This is a genomic window from Pedobacter sp. ok626 (assembly GCF_900100435.1).
Classification (GTDB): domain Bacteria; phylum Bacteroidota; class Bacteroidia; order Sphingobacteriales; family Sphingobacteriaceae; genus Pedobacter.
Window position 1 is genome coordinate 328,516 of the sequence record NZ_FNEX01000004.1, and the last position, 17,212, is coordinate 345,727.

Genomic DNA, 17,212 nt, shown 5'->3' on the forward strand with positions numbered 1-17,212 from the left:
GTTTATCTGCGAAAGTATGATTGCAACATGATCGCTATTTAAGCTTAATATTAAGGTATTGTTATTTAGTGTTTTATGGGGCTTCTGACTCTTGTTTGAATCATTATGAAATAAATTTAAAATGAATTGATAGTTTTTTATAAAAATAAATATCTTAGTATTGTACTGTAAAAACCAAACCATTAATATTAAATGACCAACCTAACCAAAGAGAAAAGCGCAGCAGCCTACCTGTTAAGCGCTCCTGTTATTGTAGCTTCTTTAGGCTACTTTGTAGATATTTACGACTTACTTTTATTCGGTATCGTACGGATACCCAGCTTAACAGAACTTGGTCTCAATGAGGCTCAGGTTTCAATTGAAGGTGCTAGTATTTTAAACTGGCAAATGACAGGATTACTGCTCGGTGGTATCCTTTGGGGTGTTTTGGGCGATAAGAAAGGCCGTCTTTCTGTGCTTTTTGGCTCCATCATTACTTATTCTGTAGCAAACTTTGCTTGTGGTTTTGTGCATGATGTAACCCTATATAAACTGCTCCGTTTTATAGCGGGTATTGGTCTCGCTGGGGAATTGGGCGCAGGAATTACCCTTGTGTCGGAAAGCTTACCTAAAAGACTGAGGGCTATCGGCACTTCAGTTGTTGCAGGAGTTGGATTGATGGGGGCCGTCGCCGGATATTTTACGGTAGAAATGTTCAGTTGGAGAAACGCCTATTTCATAGGTGGGGGAATGGGGATTTTGTTACTGTTTTTAAGAATAGGCGTATTCGAATCCGGTATGTTCCATACGATGAAAGAAAAGAGCAATGTAGCCAAGGGGAATTTTCTATCTTTTTTCACTAAGAAAAGCAGGCTGATCTTGTATTTGAAGTGCATTGGTATAGGTTTGCCAACCTGGTATGTGATTGGTATTCTTGCCACTTTTAGTAATGAATTTGGTAAGGCGCTGGGCATTACTGAGGCCATACAACCCGGACTTGCGGTAATGTGGTGTTATGTCGGTCTTTCGGCGGGAGATCTGGTGAGCGGAATGGTTAGCTATTGGCTAGAATCGCGTATACGCGCCGTAACCTATATGATGATCTTTACAGCAATTGGGGCTATTGTATATCTTTATGGCGGTATAAATACGGCATTTGGGCTATACGGGATGTGTCTTTGGGTAGGATTCGGTATTGGTTACTGGGCCATGTTTGTAACCATCGGAGCCGAGCAGTTTGGTACCAATGTAAGAGCTACAGCAGCCACTACCATACCAAATATGGTAAGAGGAACCGTAGTGCTGATGACTACCTTTTATACGACTTTAAAGCCTATTGTATTGCCTCTAAACGCTGCGGCTTTACTAGGCCTGATTTGTTTTGGCATAGGCTTTTACTGCATCAGGACCATTCCTGAAACCCATCACAAAGACCTTGATTTTATTGAGGATTAAGATTAATCCATAACAAAAACAGTCATTCCTTTTGGCCCATGAGCCCCAAGTACCAATGACTGTTCAATATCGGCTGTTTTAGATGGCCCGGCAATAAAACTTCCAAAACCATAATCAGCGATGCCTATTTTTAAATAGGCATCGTGCATGGTTTGCACAATCTCTTTTTTATTGACCACAACAGCAAGCTGCTGACAAATGAAGGGTATTGCACGTTGATGCATTAAATCTTCGGTAATCCATAATGCCGCATTCTCTGCAACTCCAAAATGAGCGCTGATTACTGCAAGGTCTACATTTGCATAACTATGGGGATCTTGATTTTCCCAGCCTTGCTCTGATACCTCAGCTAATTCGGGTAAAGTAGAAACAATGCGTTGACCGGCAAAATGTTCAAGGATGTATTTTTGAACAGACTGATAATCTGAAACCGGGATAAAAGTACCACCGATGGTAGTGAGTACCGTAGCAAATGCCTGTACAGGATCTGCAGCTGGAAATGTGGTGAATGAATCGGCTGGCAATGGTTGTGCTTCCGGTTGATTGCTTAATACTTTCTCTAAAATCTTTGCTCTGCTAGTCATTCTTTTTATTTTTCTTGTACCACTCTCCAAATGATTCTTTAGGCACTGCAGGCATTTCGCGGTGTTGGTACCAAAGGTTTAGTTTATTGTTTACTGTAAATGGCGCATGCTTCATAAACCAACGTCCTACTTTTCCTGCGTTTTTGTAAACGAAAGGGCTAGATAAGGTAAATTCCATTGCTTTCATGGCCAGTTTCTTTGTCGGGTCGGCATAGCCTTCCTTAACAATCACCTGTCTCCATTTATAAAGTTGTTCGTGAATATTGATTTTAACCGGGCATACATTACTGCATGAACCACATAGGGTAGAGGCAAAAGGCAGATCAGAATATTCTTTCATATCCAGATTTGGTGCCAAAATGGAACCTATAGGTCCTGCAACTGCGGTATGGTAACTATGCCCACCACTTCTACGGTAAACCGGACAAGTGTTCATACAAGCTGCGCAACGGATACATTTTAGTGAATTGCGGAAGTCAGGACGGCTCAGTTGGGTTGTTCTGCCATTGTCCACCAACACCAGGTGCATTTGCTGACCTGGTCTAGGTTTTTTAAAATGACTAGAATAAGTTGTAATCGGTTGTCCCGTTGCACTCCTGGTTAATAATCTCAAAAATACACCCAGGTTTTTGCGTTTAGGGATGATCTTTTCGATGCCCATACAAGCAATGTGTACATCGGCAAGGTGTGCACCCATATCTGCATTACCTTCGTTGGTACAAACTACAAATTCACCTGTTTCAGCCACAGCAAAATTTACCCCGGTAATGGCGGCTTTGCGCGTTAAAAAGGTTTCACGTAAATGTTCACGGGCGGCAGCAGTTAAGAATACAGGGTCAGACATACCTTCTGGTGTACCCAGATGTTCATGGAACAATTCGCCTATTTCTTCTTTCTTTTTATGGATGCAGGGCAACACAATATGACTTGGCGGCTCCTGTGCCAGTTGCACAATGCGTTCGCCCAAATCTGTATCAACTACCTCAATGTCATTTTGCTTCAGGTACTCATTCAAATGGCATTCCTCCGTAAGCATGGATTTGCTTTTGATCAGGCGGTTTACACCATGTTCTTTTAATATAGCATGTACAATTTGATTGTGCTCTGCTGCATCCACTGCCCAATGTACGGTAACACCATTTTTTTGTGCTTGCTCCTCAAATTCAATTAAGTAGTTGTGGAGGTTAGAGAGTACATTGTTTTTAATCAGGGAAGCGGATTCCCTTAATGCTTCCCATTCGGGTATGTTGTGAGCGGCTTTATCACGCTTTGCGCGAACAAACCATAAAGTCTCGTCGTGCCAGTCTACCCTTTCCTCATCTTTATTAAATATATCTGATAAAGCTGCGTGGTCTTTTGTTCCTGAACTCATGTGTCTTTATTGTTGTACTTTTCTGTTAAAACTATTGTGCGCTTAATATTTCTGCAATGTGTAGCACCTTAACATTGCTGTTTTGCCTACGCAGGATACCTTCCATGTGCATTAAGCAAGACATATCTGCCGCTGTGATATATTCCGCGCCATGATTTACGTGATCCGCTACGCGGTCTTTGCCCATCTTTACTGATACGGCTTCTTCGGCTACACAAAAGGTGCCGCCAAAACCACAACATTCATCCGGTCTGCTCAGTTCCACCAATTCCAAACCTTCTACCATTTTTAATAAATGCAGGGGTTTCGAAAAAGGAGCATCTACCAATTCAGACATTTGCGCAAGCATTAAACCACGCTGACCGTGACAGCTTTGGTGTACGCCTACCTTATGTGGAAAACGGGCCGATAGTTTTTCTACTTTAAGCACGTCCGTTAAAAACTCCGTTAATTCGTATACTTTTTTTCTAATTCCTAAGGCCTTGTCTTCTGCTGTAGGCGAATGTAAGTGATCCTTTATATGTAACACACAGCTTCCCGAAGGAGAAACGATGTAATCAAATTCGGCAAAGTTGTCAATAAATAAGTCGTTGCAGCCTTGAGTCAGATGTTCAAAGCCAGAGTTGGCCATTGGTTGTCCACAACAAGTTTGGTTGACAGGATATTTTACTGTTATGCCAAGTCCGCTTAATAAATTTAAAGTAGCTATGGCCGCATTTGGATAAAATTGGTCGATGTAACAAGGTATAAATAGGCCTACGTTCATGTATACTGGGTTTTGCGTTTAAATATAGGATTTTTAAATAATCGCACTGTCCTGTGCTGTCATACCATGTTCACATTTATGATAATTTATGCAAACGTTTTCAGATGATTAAAAAAAATGCTAGCTTGCCCATCTTTAATTGTTTTATGGCTGTCGGAAAAAAGAATTACCAGAATACCATACTCGATATTGCGGAAGCACTAAAGCTTTCACCTGCAACGATTTCCCGTGCTTTAAATAACCATCCTTATGTAAAGGAAAAGACCAGAAATGACGTGGTAGAGATGGCTGCGAAGCTAGGCTACCGGCGCAATCATATGGCTTCAGGCTTACGTAGCAACAGGACGCGTACAATAGGGTTGATCATTCCGCGGGTTTCAATGTTTTTTCATGCCGAAGTGATTACTACTATACAAAATGACCTGCATAAGCATGGTTATAGTCTGATCATCTGCCAGTCTAATGATTCGGTAAGTATGGAACGGGAATTGGCTGAAACCTTATATTCATCAAGGGTTGATGCACTGATTGCAGCTTGTACATTACAAACCGTAGATTTTAGTCATTTCGATAAATTTATAGAACATGGTACTCCTGTGATTTTTTACGATAGGGTGCCAGTAGGAGATTATAAAGCAACCTTGATAAAAGGTAATGATTTTAAAGGCGCTTATCTGGCTACCAATCATTTGATTGCCGCTGGTTGCAAAAGAATTGCACACATCTCTGGGCCTTTAACTTCTAATCTTTATCAGGATAGAGCTGCAGGTTTTTTAAAGGCAATGGAAGAACATCAGTTGCCGGTAAATCCGGATTGGATTTTTCATCAGGAACTAACCCATAGTAATGCAATCCTTGCCATGCAGAAAATGTTTGCGATGGGAGTGGGACCAGATGGTCTATTTGCCGACAATGATACGAGTGCTATTGCCGCTATTGAATACGCAAAAGAGAAGGGGATTGTTATACCGGATGCATTGAAAGTTGCGGGATATTCAAATGATCCGCGTACGGCCATCATTACGCCAGCGATTACATCGGTTGAGCAGTTTCCAAACCTGGTGGGTAGAAGAATTGTGGAAACCGTGATTGAGCTATTGAGTAATGATGAGGACGGGCCGACATATAAAACAGAACCGGTCATGATTCCTGTAGAGCTAATCAGTAGAAAATCGACTAGTACAAATTAATTAGTAACACGATAACATCCCATCGGGGTGGATGAATAAATAAATAAAAAAACAATGAAAACATCTTTTGAAAGCCGCTATGCAGTTAGTCCAGGTGAAGCAAAGCAATTTGATACTGCTGCTTTACGCAAGAATTTTTTAATGGAAAGCTTATTTGAAGCAGATGCTGTTAAGCTTACTTTATCTCATTTCGACCGTTATATCACAGGAGGTGTAATGCCGGTAAATGAGGCTGTAGCCTTGTCTAATCCTGAAAACCTGAAAGCTGCTTATTTCCTGGAAAGAAGAGAATTGGGGATCATTAACGTTGGCGCAAAAGGTAAAATCGTTGCGGATGGGGTTACTTACGAATTAGAATTTAAAGAAGCTTTATACCTAGGTAAAGGAACTAAAGAAGTAACTTTTGCTTCTGATGATAAAAACAATCCTGCAAAGTTCTACATCAATTCTGCACCAGCTCACCATACTTATCCAAGTAAAAAAGTATCTAAAGCAGAAGCTGAAATCGTTGAATTAGGTACGCCAGAGACTGCAAATCACCGTGTGATTAATAAATTATTGGTAAACAGTGTATTGCCTACTTGTCAGTTGCAAATGGGGATGACTGAATTGAAAAGCGGAAGCGTATGGAATACTATGCCAGCTCATACACACGATAGAAGGATGGAAGTGTATTTCTATTTTGAAGTGCCTCAAGGACAAAGCGTATGTCATTTTATGGGTGAACCACAGGAAACCAGACACATCTGGATGCAAAATGAGCAAGCTGTAATTTCACCTAACTGGTCTATCCACTCTGGAGCTGGTACTAGTAACTATACTTTTATCTGGGGAATGGCAGGTGAGAACTTAGATTATGGTGATATGGACCATTGTGCAATTAATGATTTAAAGTAGTGTTTAAACGATAATAGAATGAAGAAAATAATTGGTCTTTTGTTGTTGTTGCCGGGATTATATGCTCCGGTAATTGCGCAAACTAAAGCTACCATTACGGTATCTAATCCTTCAAAACTGGACAGGACAAATGCTGTTGTTCCGGTAAGCTGGAGCAGTATTGTGGCTAAGTATCCGCGTTTGGATACGGCTAACTTTAAAGTGCTAAACTCAGCAACCAAAAAGGAAGTTCCTTTTCAGTTGGAGCGTCGTGGACAAGCGGAAGTACAAAACTTATTGGTTCAAGTAAGCTTGAAAGCAAATGGTAGTGCTAAGCTGTCAATTGTTGCTGGTAAACCGGCTCCTATCGCCAAAAAAACTTATGGTCGTTATGTACCAGAACGTTATGACGATTTTGCATGGGAGAACGATAAAGTAGCTTTCCGTATGTATGGAAAAGCATTGGAAACTAGAAAAGACAATGCCTTTGGAACGGATGTATGGGTGAAAAGAACAAACAAGTTGATCATCAATGAGTGGTATAAAACTGGTGATTACCATACTGATCATGGTGATGGAATGGATTATTACAGTGTAGGTTTTACATTGGGTGCTGGAGACATTGCTCCAATTGTAAAAGACTCTATTTTCTTTGCTAAAAACTACCACTACTGGAAAGTATTAGACAATGGACCATTACGTACTACGTTTGAACTGGGATATGATGCCTGGGACGTAGCAGGAAAGTCTGTTAGGGTAACTAAAACCATTTCTTTGGATGCAGGATCGCACATGAACAGGGTAGAAGCAGCTTACACTTATAGTGGTGATGCTTTACCAGTTGTAGTAGGTATTGTAAAAAGGAAAGAGGCTGGAACCATTTTAATGGACGAAACGCAAGGTATTGTAGGTTACTGGGAGCCGCAACATGGTGTTGACGGGACTACAGGAGTAGGGACTATTGTGTTGGGCGGACAATTAAGCATGGGTACTGATAAAACACATTTGTTGACACGTACTTCAGCTAAAGGTAATCAACCAGTGGTTTATTACAATGGTTCTGCATGGAGCAAAGGCAATGAAATTACCAATGCGCAATCATGGTTTAATTACCTGAATAACTTTAAAAAACAATTAGAACAGCCTTTAAAGGTTAGTGTTCTTTAATATTAAAAAATAAAAGAAATGGCAATACTTGATTTATTCAATTTAAAAGGAAAAGTAGCTTTGGTTACCGGTTGTAAACGCGGTATTGGTAAAGCAATGGCAGAGGCTTTGGCTGAAGCAGGAGCAGACATTATTGGTGTATCTGCTAATCTTGAACTGAGCGGAAGCGAAGTAGAAGGAACTGTTAAGGCATTAGGACGTAATTTCTATGCTTACCAGTGTAACTTTAACGACCGTGATTCATTGAAATCTTTTTGCGAAAAGGTAAAAGCTGATCATCCTGTAATTGATATTTTGGTAAACAACGCAGGTACCATCCTTAGAAAGCCAATCGCTGAGCATCCAGATGAATTCTGGGATGAGGTGATTGCTGTAAACCAGACTGCACCTTTTATCCTGACTAGAGAAATCGGTCGCGATATGGTTGCAAGAGGAAGTGGAAAGATCATTTTTACAGCCTCTTTATTAACCTTCCAAGGTGGTATTACCGTTCCAGGTTATGCGGCCAGTAAAGGTGCTATCGGTCAGTTAACTAAAGCGTTTGCTAACGAATGGGCTTCAAAAGGTGTAAATGTAAATGCAATTGCTCCTGGTTACATTTCAACGGATAATACTACTGCATTAAGAGCTGATGAAAACCGTAGTCGTTCTATTATGGAGCGTATTCCGGCTGGCAGATGGGGTGAAGCAGAAGATTTTAAAGGTCCGGTTTTATTCCTTGCTTCAGAAGCTTCCAACTATATGCATGGTACTGTGATGACAGTAGATGGGGGATGGATGGGCAGGTAACATCTGTGTGTGCATTTTAAATAATTTAAAAAAGCAGACTAACTATAGTCTGCTTTTTTTATATATTCGAATACCAAACAAATGTAAACACATGAAACAAAACCTTTTATTAACCCTTTTTGTGCTGATCGGTACCAATATCACTTTTGCCCAAGAGAAAGTAACTTACAAAACCTGGGATCCTGCAAAGGACCAGACGAGTGTAGTAGGCGGACAAGGCTGGCATAGCGGATTACAAAGTTTTTACGATCGGCTACCTGCCAAAGCGGAAACATCCGTGCGTAAAGAGGTCTGGAATTTGTCTAAAAACAACGCGGGACTTAACCTTCGTTTTAAATCAGATGCCTCAGAAATTATCATTAAGTATAGTGTGTCGGGTTATCTGCGAATGGATCATATGCCTGCTACCGGTGTAAGTGGAGTTGATTTATATGCACAAGATGCTAAAGGTAAATGGATTTGGGCTGCTGGTAAATATAAATTTGGAGATACAATAGAATACAAATTCACAAACCTGAATACGATAAGTAAAGAAGCGCGAGAATATACTTTATACCTGCCTTTGTATAACACTGTGAAATGGATGGAAATCAGTGTGCCTGAGCAAAGTATTTTTACAGCACTACCTGTTTCTAAAGAAAAACCAATTGTAGTTTATGGTACTTCCATCGCACAAGGTGGATGCGCAAGTCGCCCAGGCTTGGCATGGACTTCAATGTTAAGTCGTAAACTGAACCGACCTGTTGTTAATTTAGCTTTTTCCGGGAACGGTCGTTTGGAAAAAGAAGTTTATGAATTGTTGCCTGAAATCGATGCAAGCTTATACGTTTTAGATTGTCTGCCTAATTTAACCGGAGTAACCGGAGAAGAGGTTACGAAGCGGGTAGAGGCTACGGTTACTTATTTACAGTCGAAAAAACCAGGCGTACCTATTTTGTTGACGGAGCATGATGGCTACACTGATGATGGTATAAATGCTTCCAGGAAAAAAGCTTACGAGGTTACAAACGTTGCTTTAAAAACAGCTTTTGATAAGCTTAAAGCAAAGGGACTGAAGAACATCTATTATCTGACGAAAGATGCGATCAACCAGGATATAGAGAGTATGGTGGATGGTACCCATCCGAACGATATTGGTATGATGCATTATGCCGATGCCTACGAAAAAGCAATCCGGAAAATAAAATAAAGGTTATTTACTGAGGTAAGACTTTTGGTAATTTAAAGGACTTTGACCGGTGATAACTTTAAAGTGCTTATGAAAGCTGGCGAAATTATGAAAGCCGCTTTCATAGCATATTTGCTTTACATTCATGCTGTCTTCGATCAGTAGTTTGCAAGCATGGCCAACCCGTATTTCACTGATAAACTGTGTATAGGTTTTTCGTGTTCTGGTTTTAAAATACCTGCAAAAGGAATTTGGACTGATATTGGCCACTGCAGCCATTTCTTCCATTTGGATCTTTCTTTTAAAATGGGTAAGCGAATAATTATAAATCGCATTGATCCTGTCGTTTTCTGTTTCTTCAAAATTATTGCGGAATCCCATCGAAGATAGGGGCTTAGCCTGCGCACTGCTTTCTATAGCGAGTAAAGCTTCCATCAAAAGGATAATCCTTCTTGGGCCAGTAGCCAATAGAATTTCCTCCATCAGATCTCCAATATGTTTTTTGCTTTTATCCAGGATCTGAATACCCCTTTGGGCCTTTTCAAGCGTTAATTTCATGCCTTTGTTTTCTGGAAGTGAAAGGAAGTGATTGCCCCAAAAGTTCTCGCAAAAATGAACTACCACCACGTCTGCATTGTTTGTTTCTTCATTGTTAAAATAGCTATCGTCGAATTTCCAATAATGGGGTAGATGAGCGCCAACAAGTACAATGTCGCCAGAGCTAAAACGTTTGATATTATCTCCAATAAATTGGGTGCCGTTTCCTTTTTTAAAGTAAATTAACTCCACTTCGGCATGGTAATGCCAGCGATTATTGACGTAGGGTACTTTATCTCTTCTTGCGCTAAAAGAGTTGACGAGGTTATTGGAAACTTTAAGCAGTTGCGGTTTCATGACATTTGGTTAGCCTTTACTAGGTTTAAATGTATAAAAATCTTTATTAAATACATCTTAATTGCCAATATTACTATAGATTATGCTAAAATCACTTAATTATTTTTAAAGAAATTTTTTTGTCAAAAATTTGAGAGATGTTAATTTTTTCGGGAAGGCTACAAAAATTTGTTGTGAAGAAAAAGAGTTGAAAAAAGTGTGTTTAAACTTTCATTTATTAAAAAAGATAATTACATTTGAGCTTACCCTTTCGAGGGTATGTTTTTCATAGGTAGATGTAGGGTCGAAATTAATTTTTCGGCCCTTTTTTGTTTGCCCTGCTTCCGTATCTTTACAAACGATATGAGGAAGAAGAAAATAATTGTCGCAATTACCGGAGCCAGTGGCTCTGTTTACGCTAAATTGCTGCTGGATAGTTTGTTGAAGCTATCTGATCAGGTGGAGAGAGTAGGCGTGGTAATGTCCGACAATGCAAAAGAGGTTTGGCGCTTTGAATTGGGCAACGAAGACTACGATCTTTATCCCTTTACATTTTACCCAAAAATGGATTTCAATGCCCCTTTTGCATCCGGCTCTGCAAAATATGACACGATGATTATTATTCCTTGTTCGATGGGAACCCTTGGTCGAATTGCCCATGGAATTTCGAACGACTTGATTTCAAGAGCGGCTGATGTGGTCCTTAAAGAGCGTAGAAAACTGATCGCAGTGGTACGTGATACGCCTTTTAGCCTCATTCACATCAATAATATGAAAACAGTGACTGAAGCGGGTGCGATTATTTGTCCCGCTAGCCCATCCTTTTACAGCCTTCCCAAAACCATCGAAGAGGTGGCGCAAACAGTGGTAAGCCGGGTGATTGATCTGGCGGGGCTAGAGCAGGATAGTTACCGTTGGAATGAGGAATAAATCATCTAAAACCTTACCTTTGCGAATTCTCACACGGCCGATTGCTGTTGGGTTACAATAGAAAAGAATGAAGAAAGTTGCATTTTATACATTAGGCTGTAAGTTGAATTTCTCTGAAACATCAACAATAGGCCGTTTATTTACCGACGCTGGATATGCTGTAGTAGATTTTACAGACGCGGCGGATGTATATGTAATCAATACATGTTCTGTAACAGAGCATGCAGATAAGAAATGTCGTAAGGTTGTAAAAGAAGCCTTAAAATATGCACCTCATGCTTATATCACCATTGTTGGCTGTTATGCACAGCTAAAGCCAACAGAGATTGCTGAGATTGAAGGTGTGGATATGGTATTGGGCGCTGCAGAAAAATTTAGAATTGTAGAATTTATCTCTGATCTAACCAAGCAGCCAAAAGCGGTCATCCACCAACAAAACATAGAAAAAGTAAATCATAATTTTATTGCCGCTTATTCTATTGGCGATCGGACCCGTACTTTTTTAAAAGTACAGGATGGTTGTGATTATCCTTGCACCTATTGTACCATCCCATTGGCCCGCGGTGGCAGTAGGAGTGATACCATCGAAAATGTAGTGAATCGCGCTAAGCAAATTGCAGAGAGTGGTGTTAAAGAAATTGTATTGACAGGTGTAAACCTTGGCGATTTTGGGATTCGTGATGGACAGCGGGAGGATAAGTTTTTCGACCTGGTAAAAGCACTGGATGAAGTTGAAGGTATTGAAAGGATCAGAATCTCTTCTATTGAACCGAATTTGTTGAGCAATGAAATCATTGAATTTGTATCAACCTCCAAAAGGTTTGTCCCTCATTTTCATATTCCATTGCAATCTGGTTCCAATAAGATATTGGGACTGATGAAAAGACGTTACCAACGTGAATTGTATACCGAACGCGTTGCCAAAATAAAAGCCGTAATGCCAAACTGTTGTATTGGTGTTGACGTAATTGTGGGCTTTCCTGGTGAAACACACGAAGACTTTCTGGATACCTACCAGTTCCTGAATGAGCTTGATATTTCGTACCTGCACGTATTTACCTACTCGGAACGTGAGCAAACGGAAGCCGCAGAAATGAAAGGCCGTGTTGCAGGAAGCACCCGTGCGGATCGCAGTAAAATGCTCCACATCTTATCGGATAAAAAGCGTAGAGCCTTCTATCAATCGCAGTTAAATACGATTGGTGAAGTGTTGTTTGAAGACGATCAGAAGAACGGATTTATGCATGGTTTTACCAAAAACTATGTGAAAGTAAAAGCGAAGTACGATCCGGTAATGGTTAATGAAATCAAAACGGTTAAACTCGTAGAACTTACTGCTGACGGTGAGGTGGAAGTTGAAGAAACACAGGAAGTATTAGCGCATTAATCTTATATTCGCATAAAACTTTTTCGTAGCTTATGTTTCCAACCGTATCTCATTTTATAGAATACCTTTTTGGTATACAGGTTCCCCTTCCCTTTAATACATTTGGCGTTTTTGTTGCCTTAGCATTTGTTGCTGGTTACTGGGCTTTTACTCAAGAATTTAAGCGCAAAGAAGCGCTTGGAATTCTGCATCCTATAAAAAAATTAGTTACGATTGGCAAACCTGCCAGTGCTATCGAAATGGCTTCGAATGCTATTTTTGGCTTTCTTATTGGCTATAAATTGGTTTATGCACTATTAAACTATAAACTTTTTGTAGCCGATGCCCAAACGGTATTGCTTTCTAGCAAGGGAAATATTCTGGGAGGTTTATTTTTTGCTGGTTTGTTTGCTTACTGGGATTACCAGGAAAAAAATAAAGTAAAATTAGATAAGCCAAAAACGGTTGAAGTAACTCAGCATCCTTACGAGCTAATGGGCTCATTGATTGTTTGGGCTGCGGTATGGGGCTTTTTAGGCGCTAAGATATTTGATAACCTGGAGCACTGGGACTCGTTTGTCGCAGATCCTATAAATAGCCTGCTTTCTTTTAGTGGCTTAACTTTTTATGGTGGATTGATTTGTGGTGGTGCAGCGGTACTGTACATTGCCCGTAAAAACGGTGTTAAAGTACTGCATATGCTAGATATTGGTGGGCCAGGTATGATGCTTGCTTATAGTGTTGGTCGTATTGGTTGTCATATGTCAGGCGATGGAGATTGGGGGATCACTAATTTAAACCCTAAGCCATTCTCATGGCTTCCAGACTGGTTATGGGCTTACAAATATCCAAATAACGTAGCTAACGAAGGTATACCTATCCCTGGATGCGTTGGTAAGTTTTGTCACGAGCTGGCTCAACCGGCATACCCAACACCACTTTATGAGGTTATCGTTTGTTTTATCTTGTTCCTGATCTTATGGAAAATTCGCGATCGTATTAAATTGCCGGGCATGATGTTTGGAATTTATCTGATGATGAATGGTGTAGAGCGTTTCTTCATCGAATTGATCAGAGTAAATACTAAATACAATGTGGCGGGTATTCAGTTTACACAGGCGGAATTTTTATCTTGTATTATGTTCTTGTCTGGCTTGCTTCTTGTGCTAAACGCAGTAAAGAATAAGGATAAATTAGCCAACTATTAAAATCTACCCGATTTGGATTACGAAACATTGTGCTCAAAGGTTATTGCTATAGCCCGACTTACAGGTAATTTCATTAGAAAAGAGTCTATGAACTTTGATGCTAAGGCTATCGAGTTGAAGGGACTGAATGATTTGGTGTCTTATGTGGATAAGACTGCAGAAAAGCAATTGGTTAGGAATTTGGCTAAAATCCTTCCAGAGGCGGGTTTTACTACCGAAGAAAAGACAGCCAGCACTAAGGGGGCGGTATACAATTGGATTATTGATCCATTGGATGGCACCACTAACTTTATTCATGGCTTGCCGACTTATTCCATCAGTATCGCTTTATATGAAGCTGATCAGCCTGTAATAGGTGTAGTTTATGAAATTACCAGAGGGGAGATGTTTTATACTTATAAAGGCGGTGTTGCTTATTTGAATAACAAGCCTATCACTGTTTCTTCACGACCTAAACTATCAGACTGTCTACTGGCGACAGGTTTTCCTTATTATGAGTTTGATAAGCAGGAGCAGTATATGCAACTTTTGGCCGAAACGATGCGTAGGTGTCATGGCTTAAGAAGAATTGGTTCTGCGGCAGTAGATCTTGCTTACCTGGCCTGTGGTCGCTTTGATGCTTATTTTGAATACAACCTCAACTCATGGGACGTTGCAGCCGGAGCGTACCTTGTACAGCAGGCTGGTGGACATATCATGAACTTCAGTGGGGGTGATGAATTTATTGAGAAACGAGAAATTTTGGCGACCAATGCTTTTCTGGATGAAGAGCTGTTGGAGCTGATGAATAAACATTTTAACGCATAAAAAAAGCGGTTCATGCTAAATGAACCGCTTTTTTTATGCGTTATTGCTTTCTACAAAGCTTCCGAAACTACTTCTTTTACTTCAGGAACCATACGTTGTAACAAGTTCTGAATTCCAGACTTTAACGTGATGGTAGAAGAAGGGCATCCACTGCAAGAACCTCTCAGCTCTACAGTTACTACACCTTCATCAAATGATTTATAGCTAATTGCTCCACCATCCTGTTCAACCGCAGGGCGAACATAATCGTGTAGGATTTGCTGAATTTTGATTTCCAGGTCAGTTCCCTCAAAAGCCGGTGCTTCTGCATTAGCATCTTCTTTTATTTTGTATTCAGATTCAACTGCTCCTTTTACAAATTCCTTCAAAATAGGCTCAATATCTCCCCATTCTGCATCTTCTGTTTTGGTGATCGTTACAAAGTTACTTGCAAAAAAAACACCATTCACAAAATTGAATTTAAACAGTTCCTTTGCGAAAGGAGAATGCTCAGCACTCTCTTTAGTTGCAAAATCTTCGCTGCCATTGATCAATAATTTATTGACCATGAATTTCATTGTAGCAGGATTTGGTGTTTGTTCTGTATATACGTTGATAGTCATTGTCTTAATTTTTTATACAAAAATAAATAATTCATAGATGCAATTCCCTTCGCAGGTGTCTGTTTTAGGTCATTATATCTTAAATCATCCTTAAAACACTCCTGTGTAGTTAAATGGCGTGATTTGTTTTAACTCTTCTTTTAATTCATCACTTACATTTAAGCCGTCAATAAAGTCAGCCATAGTTGTAGCAGTGATTTTTTGGTTGGTACGGGTTAAATCTTTTAAGGCCTCGTAAGGGTTTGGATAAGCTTCTCTTCTAAGTACGGTTTGGATGGCTTCAGCAACTACTGCCCAGTTATTTTCAAGGTCGGCAGCGATAGCTTCATTGTTTAAAATAATCTTATTTAAGCCTTTTAAAGTAGAGGCCATAGCGATTACAGTATGAGCCATAGGCACACCAATATTTCTAAGTACGGTAGAGTCTGTTAGATCTCTCTGTAGACGGGAAATAGGTAATTTTGAAGCAAAGAATTCAAATAAAGCATTAGCGATACCTGCGTTACCTTCTGCATTTTCAAAATCAATTGGGTTAACCTTATGTGGCATAGCCGATGAACCGACTTCACCTTCTTTAATTTTTTGCTTAAAGTAATTTTTAGAGATATAAGCCCAGATGTCTCTGTCCATATCAATAATGATGTTGTTGATCCTTTTCAAAGCATCACATTGTGCTGCAAACTGATCGTAATGTTCAATTTGAGTAGTGTGTTGTGCGCGGGTTAAGCCTAAAGCTTCATTTACAAAGCGATTAGAGAAATGTACCCAATCAATTTTCGGATAAGCAATGTGGTGTGCATTGAAGTTTCCAGTTGCACCGCCAAATTTAGCACTGTTTGGAATGGCTTTCAGGTTATGCAACTGAATTTCCAAACGCTCAGCAAAAACAAGGAATTCCTTACCTAATTTAGTAGGAGAGGCTGGTTGTCCGTGCGTATGCGCCAACAATGGTACCTCTTTCCATTCGACAGCCAATTCCTTTATTTTACCAATTAATTGGCCAATACTTGGGTAATAAACTTCGTTTAGGGCTAATTTAAAAGTATAAGGGATCGCTGTATTGTTGATGTCCTGAGAAGTTAAGCCAAAATGGATAAACTCTTTGTAGTTTTCAAATCCAAGCTGGTCAAACTGTTTTTTAATGAAATATTCGACAGCTTTCACATCATGATTAGTCACTTTTTCAGTTTCTTTTACTTCCTGCGCATGTTCATCATTGAATTGTTCGTGAATTAAACGAAGCTTAGGATAGTTCGCTTTGTCAAACTGATCTAGTCCAGGTAATCCTGCTTCACATAATGAAATGAAATATTCAATTTCTACATAGACTCTGTATTTAATTAATGCAGATTCTGAAAAATATTTAGAAAGGCCGTAGGTTGTATTTCTATAACGTCCATCAACCGGAGAAATAGCTTGAAGTGGAGATAAATTCATGAATGTAACTGTTTTTACGAGCACAAAGGTAACATTATTTATTATTCCGTATGCAAAGGCATTAGCATACGATAAAAGGGGTTGGGTTTGCTCTGACTCTATTATAAAGCAATTTAATTCACAGTGTATTAACGGACATTAACCGGACACTACTCGGCTCCAGCCAGGTAGTGTCCGAGTAATGTCCGAGTAACCTCGGGGTAATGTCCGGGAATATGGCGGTTTCAAACAGTTAACGTATAGTTAACTATGAGGGAACTTTTCAGAAGTTAGGGGACAGTTTTTTCTTTTCGGTGTAGATATAACAGGCGTTCATCAGATCGATTAGTTGTGTATAGAAGTATAACATATCTGCATTTTCTTCTCCCTCGGCGAAACCTGTAGAATGACCGACCCAGCTTCTGTATAATTGCCAAAGTTTTTCTCTAGTCTCATGTAGCTTGTTGTTGTCATAAAAGTCAGCAATTAAACCAAAGGGATTTTCCAAGTCAGCATTGGTTAAACCAGTTGGTTGGTAATCTAATTTTTTCATGATTTTATCGTTTTCTAATGATAAGATTTGCGGTTCCATATTTCGATCTCCTTTAATTAGTTGTGTTTTAATAATGTATAAATCAATTCACAGACGCAATATCTCGAGTTA

17 protein-coding genes are annotated in these 17,212 nt (G+C 39.7%); 10 read left to right on the plus strand and 7 right to left on the minus strand.

Features of this window, described 5'->3' with window-relative positions; all coding sequences use genetic code 11:
• Window positions 1–192: 192 nt before the first annotated feature.
• The gene (locus BLS35_RS07830; protein ID WP_090779514.1) at window positions 193–1,434 is read left to right on the plus strand and encodes an MFS transporter; all 1,242 of its coding nucleotides are present in this window, start codon (window positions 193–195) and stop codon (window positions 1,432–1,434) included.
• Between the two features lie 2 nt (window positions 1,435–1,436).
• Here the strand turns inward: BLS35_RS07830 and BLS35_RS07835 are convergent, their stop codons facing one another.
• The 3 genes from BLS35_RS07835 to BLS35_RS07845 are packed head-to-tail and all read right to left on the minus strand — an operon-like array spanning window position 1,437 to window position 4,156.
• Window positions 1,437–2,018, minus strand: coding sequence for a LutC/YkgG family protein (locus tag BLS35_RS07835; protein ID WP_090779516.1), 582 nt, complete (start codon window positions 2,016–2,018; stop codon window positions 1,437–1,439).
• The gene (locus BLS35_RS07840; RefSeq protein ID WP_090779518.1) at window positions 2,011–3,390 is read right to left on the minus strand and encodes a lactate utilization protein B; all 1,380 of its coding nucleotides are present in this window, start codon (window positions 3,388–3,390) and stop codon (window positions 2,011–2,013) included. The genes BLS35_RS07835 and BLS35_RS07840 overlap by 8 nt, the downstream gene beginning before the upstream one ends.
• A gap of 31 nt (window positions 3,391–3,421) precedes the next feature.
• Entirely contained in the window at window positions 3,422–4,156 is a 735-nt protein-coding gene (locus BLS35_RS07845) for a (Fe-S)-binding protein (RefSeq protein ID WP_090779519.1), read from the minus strand.
• A 104-nt stretch (window positions 4,157–4,260) separates the two neighbouring features.
• Between BLS35_RS07845 and BLS35_RS07850 the strand changes: the two genes are divergently transcribed.
• The 5 genes from BLS35_RS07850 (at window position 4,261) to BLS35_RS07870 (ending at window position 9,367) form a co-directional block, all read left to right on the plus strand.
• Complete coding sequence (locus tag BLS35_RS07850; protein ID WP_254778737.1) at window positions 4,261–5,346, plus strand: LacI family DNA-binding transcriptional regulator; 1,086 nt, start codon at window positions 4,261–4,263, stop codon at window positions 5,344–5,346.
• Window positions 5,347–5,400: 54 nt separating this feature from the next.
• Window positions 5,401–6,243 carry a 5-dehydro-4-deoxy-D-glucuronate isomerase gene (gene kduI / locus BLS35_RS07855; RefSeq protein ID WP_090779521.1) on the plus strand — a complete coding sequence of 281 codons (843 nt, stop codon included), beginning with the start codon at window positions 5,401–5,403 and terminating at the stop codon, window positions 6,241–6,243.
• An 18-nt stretch (window positions 6,244–6,261) separates the two neighbouring features.
• Window positions 6,262–7,389, plus strand: a complete 1,128-nt coding sequence (locus tag BLS35_RS07860) for a DUF4861 family protein (protein ID WP_090779522.1) — start codon at window positions 6,262–6,264, stop codon at window positions 7,387–7,389.
• Window positions 7,390–7,413: 24 nt separating this feature from the next.
• Window positions 7,414–8,178 (plus strand): SDR family NAD(P)-dependent oxidoreductase, encoded by a 765-nt coding sequence (locus BLS35_RS07865; RefSeq protein WP_175459581.1) that lies wholly within the window; start codon window positions 7,414–7,416, stop codon window positions 8,176–8,178.
• A 91-nt stretch (window positions 8,179–8,269) separates the two neighbouring features.
• Window positions 8,270–9,367 (plus strand): SGNH/GDSL hydrolase family protein, encoded by a 1,098-nt coding sequence (locus tag BLS35_RS07870; RefSeq protein WP_090779527.1) that lies wholly within the window; start codon window positions 8,270–8,272, stop codon window positions 9,365–9,367.
• 3 nt (window positions 9,368–9,370) lie between these two features.
• Here the strand turns inward: BLS35_RS07870 and BLS35_RS07875 are convergent, their stop codons facing one another.
• Window positions 9,371–10,240, minus strand: coding sequence for an AraC family transcriptional regulator (locus BLS35_RS07875; RefSeq protein ID WP_090779529.1), 870 nt, complete (start codon window positions 10,238–10,240; stop codon window positions 9,371–9,373).
• 342 nt (window positions 10,241–10,582) lie between these two features.
• Between BLS35_RS07875 and BLS35_RS07880 the strand changes: the two genes are divergently transcribed.
• The 4 genes from BLS35_RS07880 to BLS35_RS07895 all read left to right on the plus strand — a co-directional run bounded on the left by BLS35_RS07880 (window position 10,583) and on the right by BLS35_RS07895 (window position 14,530).
• Entirely contained in the window at window positions 10,583–11,149 is a 567-nt protein-coding gene (locus tag BLS35_RS07880) for a UbiX family flavin prenyltransferase (protein ID WP_090779532.1), read from the plus strand.
• A gap of 67 nt (window positions 11,150–11,216) precedes the next feature.
• Window positions 11,217–12,536, plus strand: a complete 1,320-nt coding sequence (mtaB, locus tag BLS35_RS07885; protein ID WP_090779535.1) for a tRNA (N(6)-L-threonylcarbamoyladenosine(37)-C(2))-methylthiotransferase MtaB — start codon at window positions 11,217–11,219, stop codon at window positions 12,534–12,536.
• 32 nt (window positions 12,537–12,568) lie between these two features.
• Window positions 12,569–13,723, plus strand: a complete 1,155-nt coding sequence (locus tag BLS35_RS07890) for a prolipoprotein diacylglyceryl transferase (RefSeq protein ID WP_090779537.1) — start codon at window positions 12,569–12,571, stop codon at window positions 13,721–13,723.
• Between the two features lie 12 nt (window positions 13,724–13,735).
• Entirely contained in the window at window positions 13,736–14,530 is a 795-nt protein-coding gene (locus BLS35_RS07895; RefSeq protein ID WP_090779540.1) for an inositol monophosphatase family protein, read from the plus strand.
• A 50-nt stretch (window positions 14,531–14,580) separates the two neighbouring features.
• Here the strand turns inward: BLS35_RS07895 and BLS35_RS07900 are convergent, their stop codons facing one another.
• The 3 genes from BLS35_RS07900 to BLS35_RS07910 all read right to left on the minus strand — a co-directional run bounded on the left by BLS35_RS07900 (window position 14,581) and on the right by BLS35_RS07910 (window position 17,140).
• On the minus strand, window positions 14,581–15,132 hold the full coding sequence (locus BLS35_RS07900; protein WP_090779542.1) for a NifU family protein: 552 nt from the start codon (window positions 15,130–15,132) through the stop codon (window positions 14,581–14,583).
• 90 nt (window positions 15,133–15,222) lie between these two features.
• Window positions 15,223–16,569 (minus strand): adenylosuccinate lyase, encoded by a 1,347-nt coding sequence (gene purB / locus BLS35_RS07905; RefSeq protein ID WP_090779545.1) that lies wholly within the window; start codon window positions 16,567–16,569, stop codon window positions 15,223–15,225.
• A 262-nt stretch (window positions 16,570–16,831) separates the two neighbouring features.
• Window positions 16,832–17,140: a hypothetical protein gene (locus tag BLS35_RS07910; RefSeq protein WP_090779548.1), complete on the minus strand. Its 309-nt coding sequence runs from the start codon at window positions 17,138–17,140 to the stop codon at window positions 16,832–16,834.
• Window positions 17,141–17,212 lie beyond the last annotated feature (72 nt).

Bases quoted from the DNA above. Each gene is read 5' to 3' on its own strand.
- purB (WP_090779545.1), bottom strand. From the start codon at position 16,569: ATGAATTTATCTCCACTTCAAGCTATTTCTCCGGTTGATGGACGTTAT.
- kduI (WP_090779521.1), top strand. From the start codon at position 5,401: ATGAAAACATCTTTTGAAAGCCGCTATGCAGTTAGTCCAGGTGAAGCA.
- mtaB (WP_090779535.1), top strand. From the start codon at position 11,217: ATGAAGAAAGTTGCATTTTATACATTAGGCTGTAAGTTGAATTTCTCT.
- BLS35_RS07900 (WP_090779542.1), bottom strand. From the start codon at position 15,132: ATGACTATCAACGTATATACAGAACAAACACCAAATCCTGCTACAATG.
- BLS35_RS07840 (WP_090779518.1), bottom strand. From the start codon at position 3,390: ATGAGTTCAGGAACAAAAGACCACGCAGCTTTATCAGATATATTTAAT.
- BLS35_RS07870 (WP_090779527.1), top strand. From the start codon at position 8,270: ATGAAACAAAACCTTTTATTAACCCTTTTTGTGCTGATCGGTACCAAT.
- BLS35_RS07835 (WP_090779516.1), bottom strand. From the start codon at position 2,018: ATGACTAGCAGAGCAAAGATTTTAGAGAAAGTATTAAGCAATCAACCG.
- BLS35_RS07875 (WP_090779529.1), bottom strand. From the start codon at position 10,240: ATGAAACCGCAACTGCTTAAAGTTTCCAATAACCTCGTCAACTCTTTT.
- BLS35_RS07890 (WP_090779537.1), top strand. From the start codon at position 12,569: ATGTTTCCAACCGTATCTCATTTTATAGAATACCTTTTTGGTATACAG.
- BLS35_RS07880 (WP_090779532.1), top strand. From the start codon at position 10,583: ATGAGGAAGAAGAAAATAATTGTCGCAATTACCGGAGCCAGTGGCTCT.
- BLS35_RS07860 (WP_090779522.1), top strand. From the start codon at position 6,262: ATGAAGAAAATAATTGGTCTTTTGTTGTTGTTGCCGGGATTATATGCT.
- BLS35_RS07910 (WP_090779548.1), bottom strand. From the start codon at position 17,140: ATGGAACCGCAAATCTTATCATTAGAAAACGATAAAATCATGAAAAAA.
- BLS35_RS07850 (WP_254778737.1), top strand. From the start codon at position 4,261: ATGATTAAAAAAAATGCTAGCTTGCCCATCTTTAATTGTTTTATGGCT.
- BLS35_RS07845 (WP_090779519.1), bottom strand. From the start codon at position 4,156: ATGAACGTAGGCCTATTTATACCTTGTTACATCGACCAATTTTATCCA.
- BLS35_RS07830 (WP_090779514.1), top strand. From the start codon at position 193: ATGACCAACCTAACCAAAGAGAAAAGCGCAGCAGCCTACCTGTTAAGC.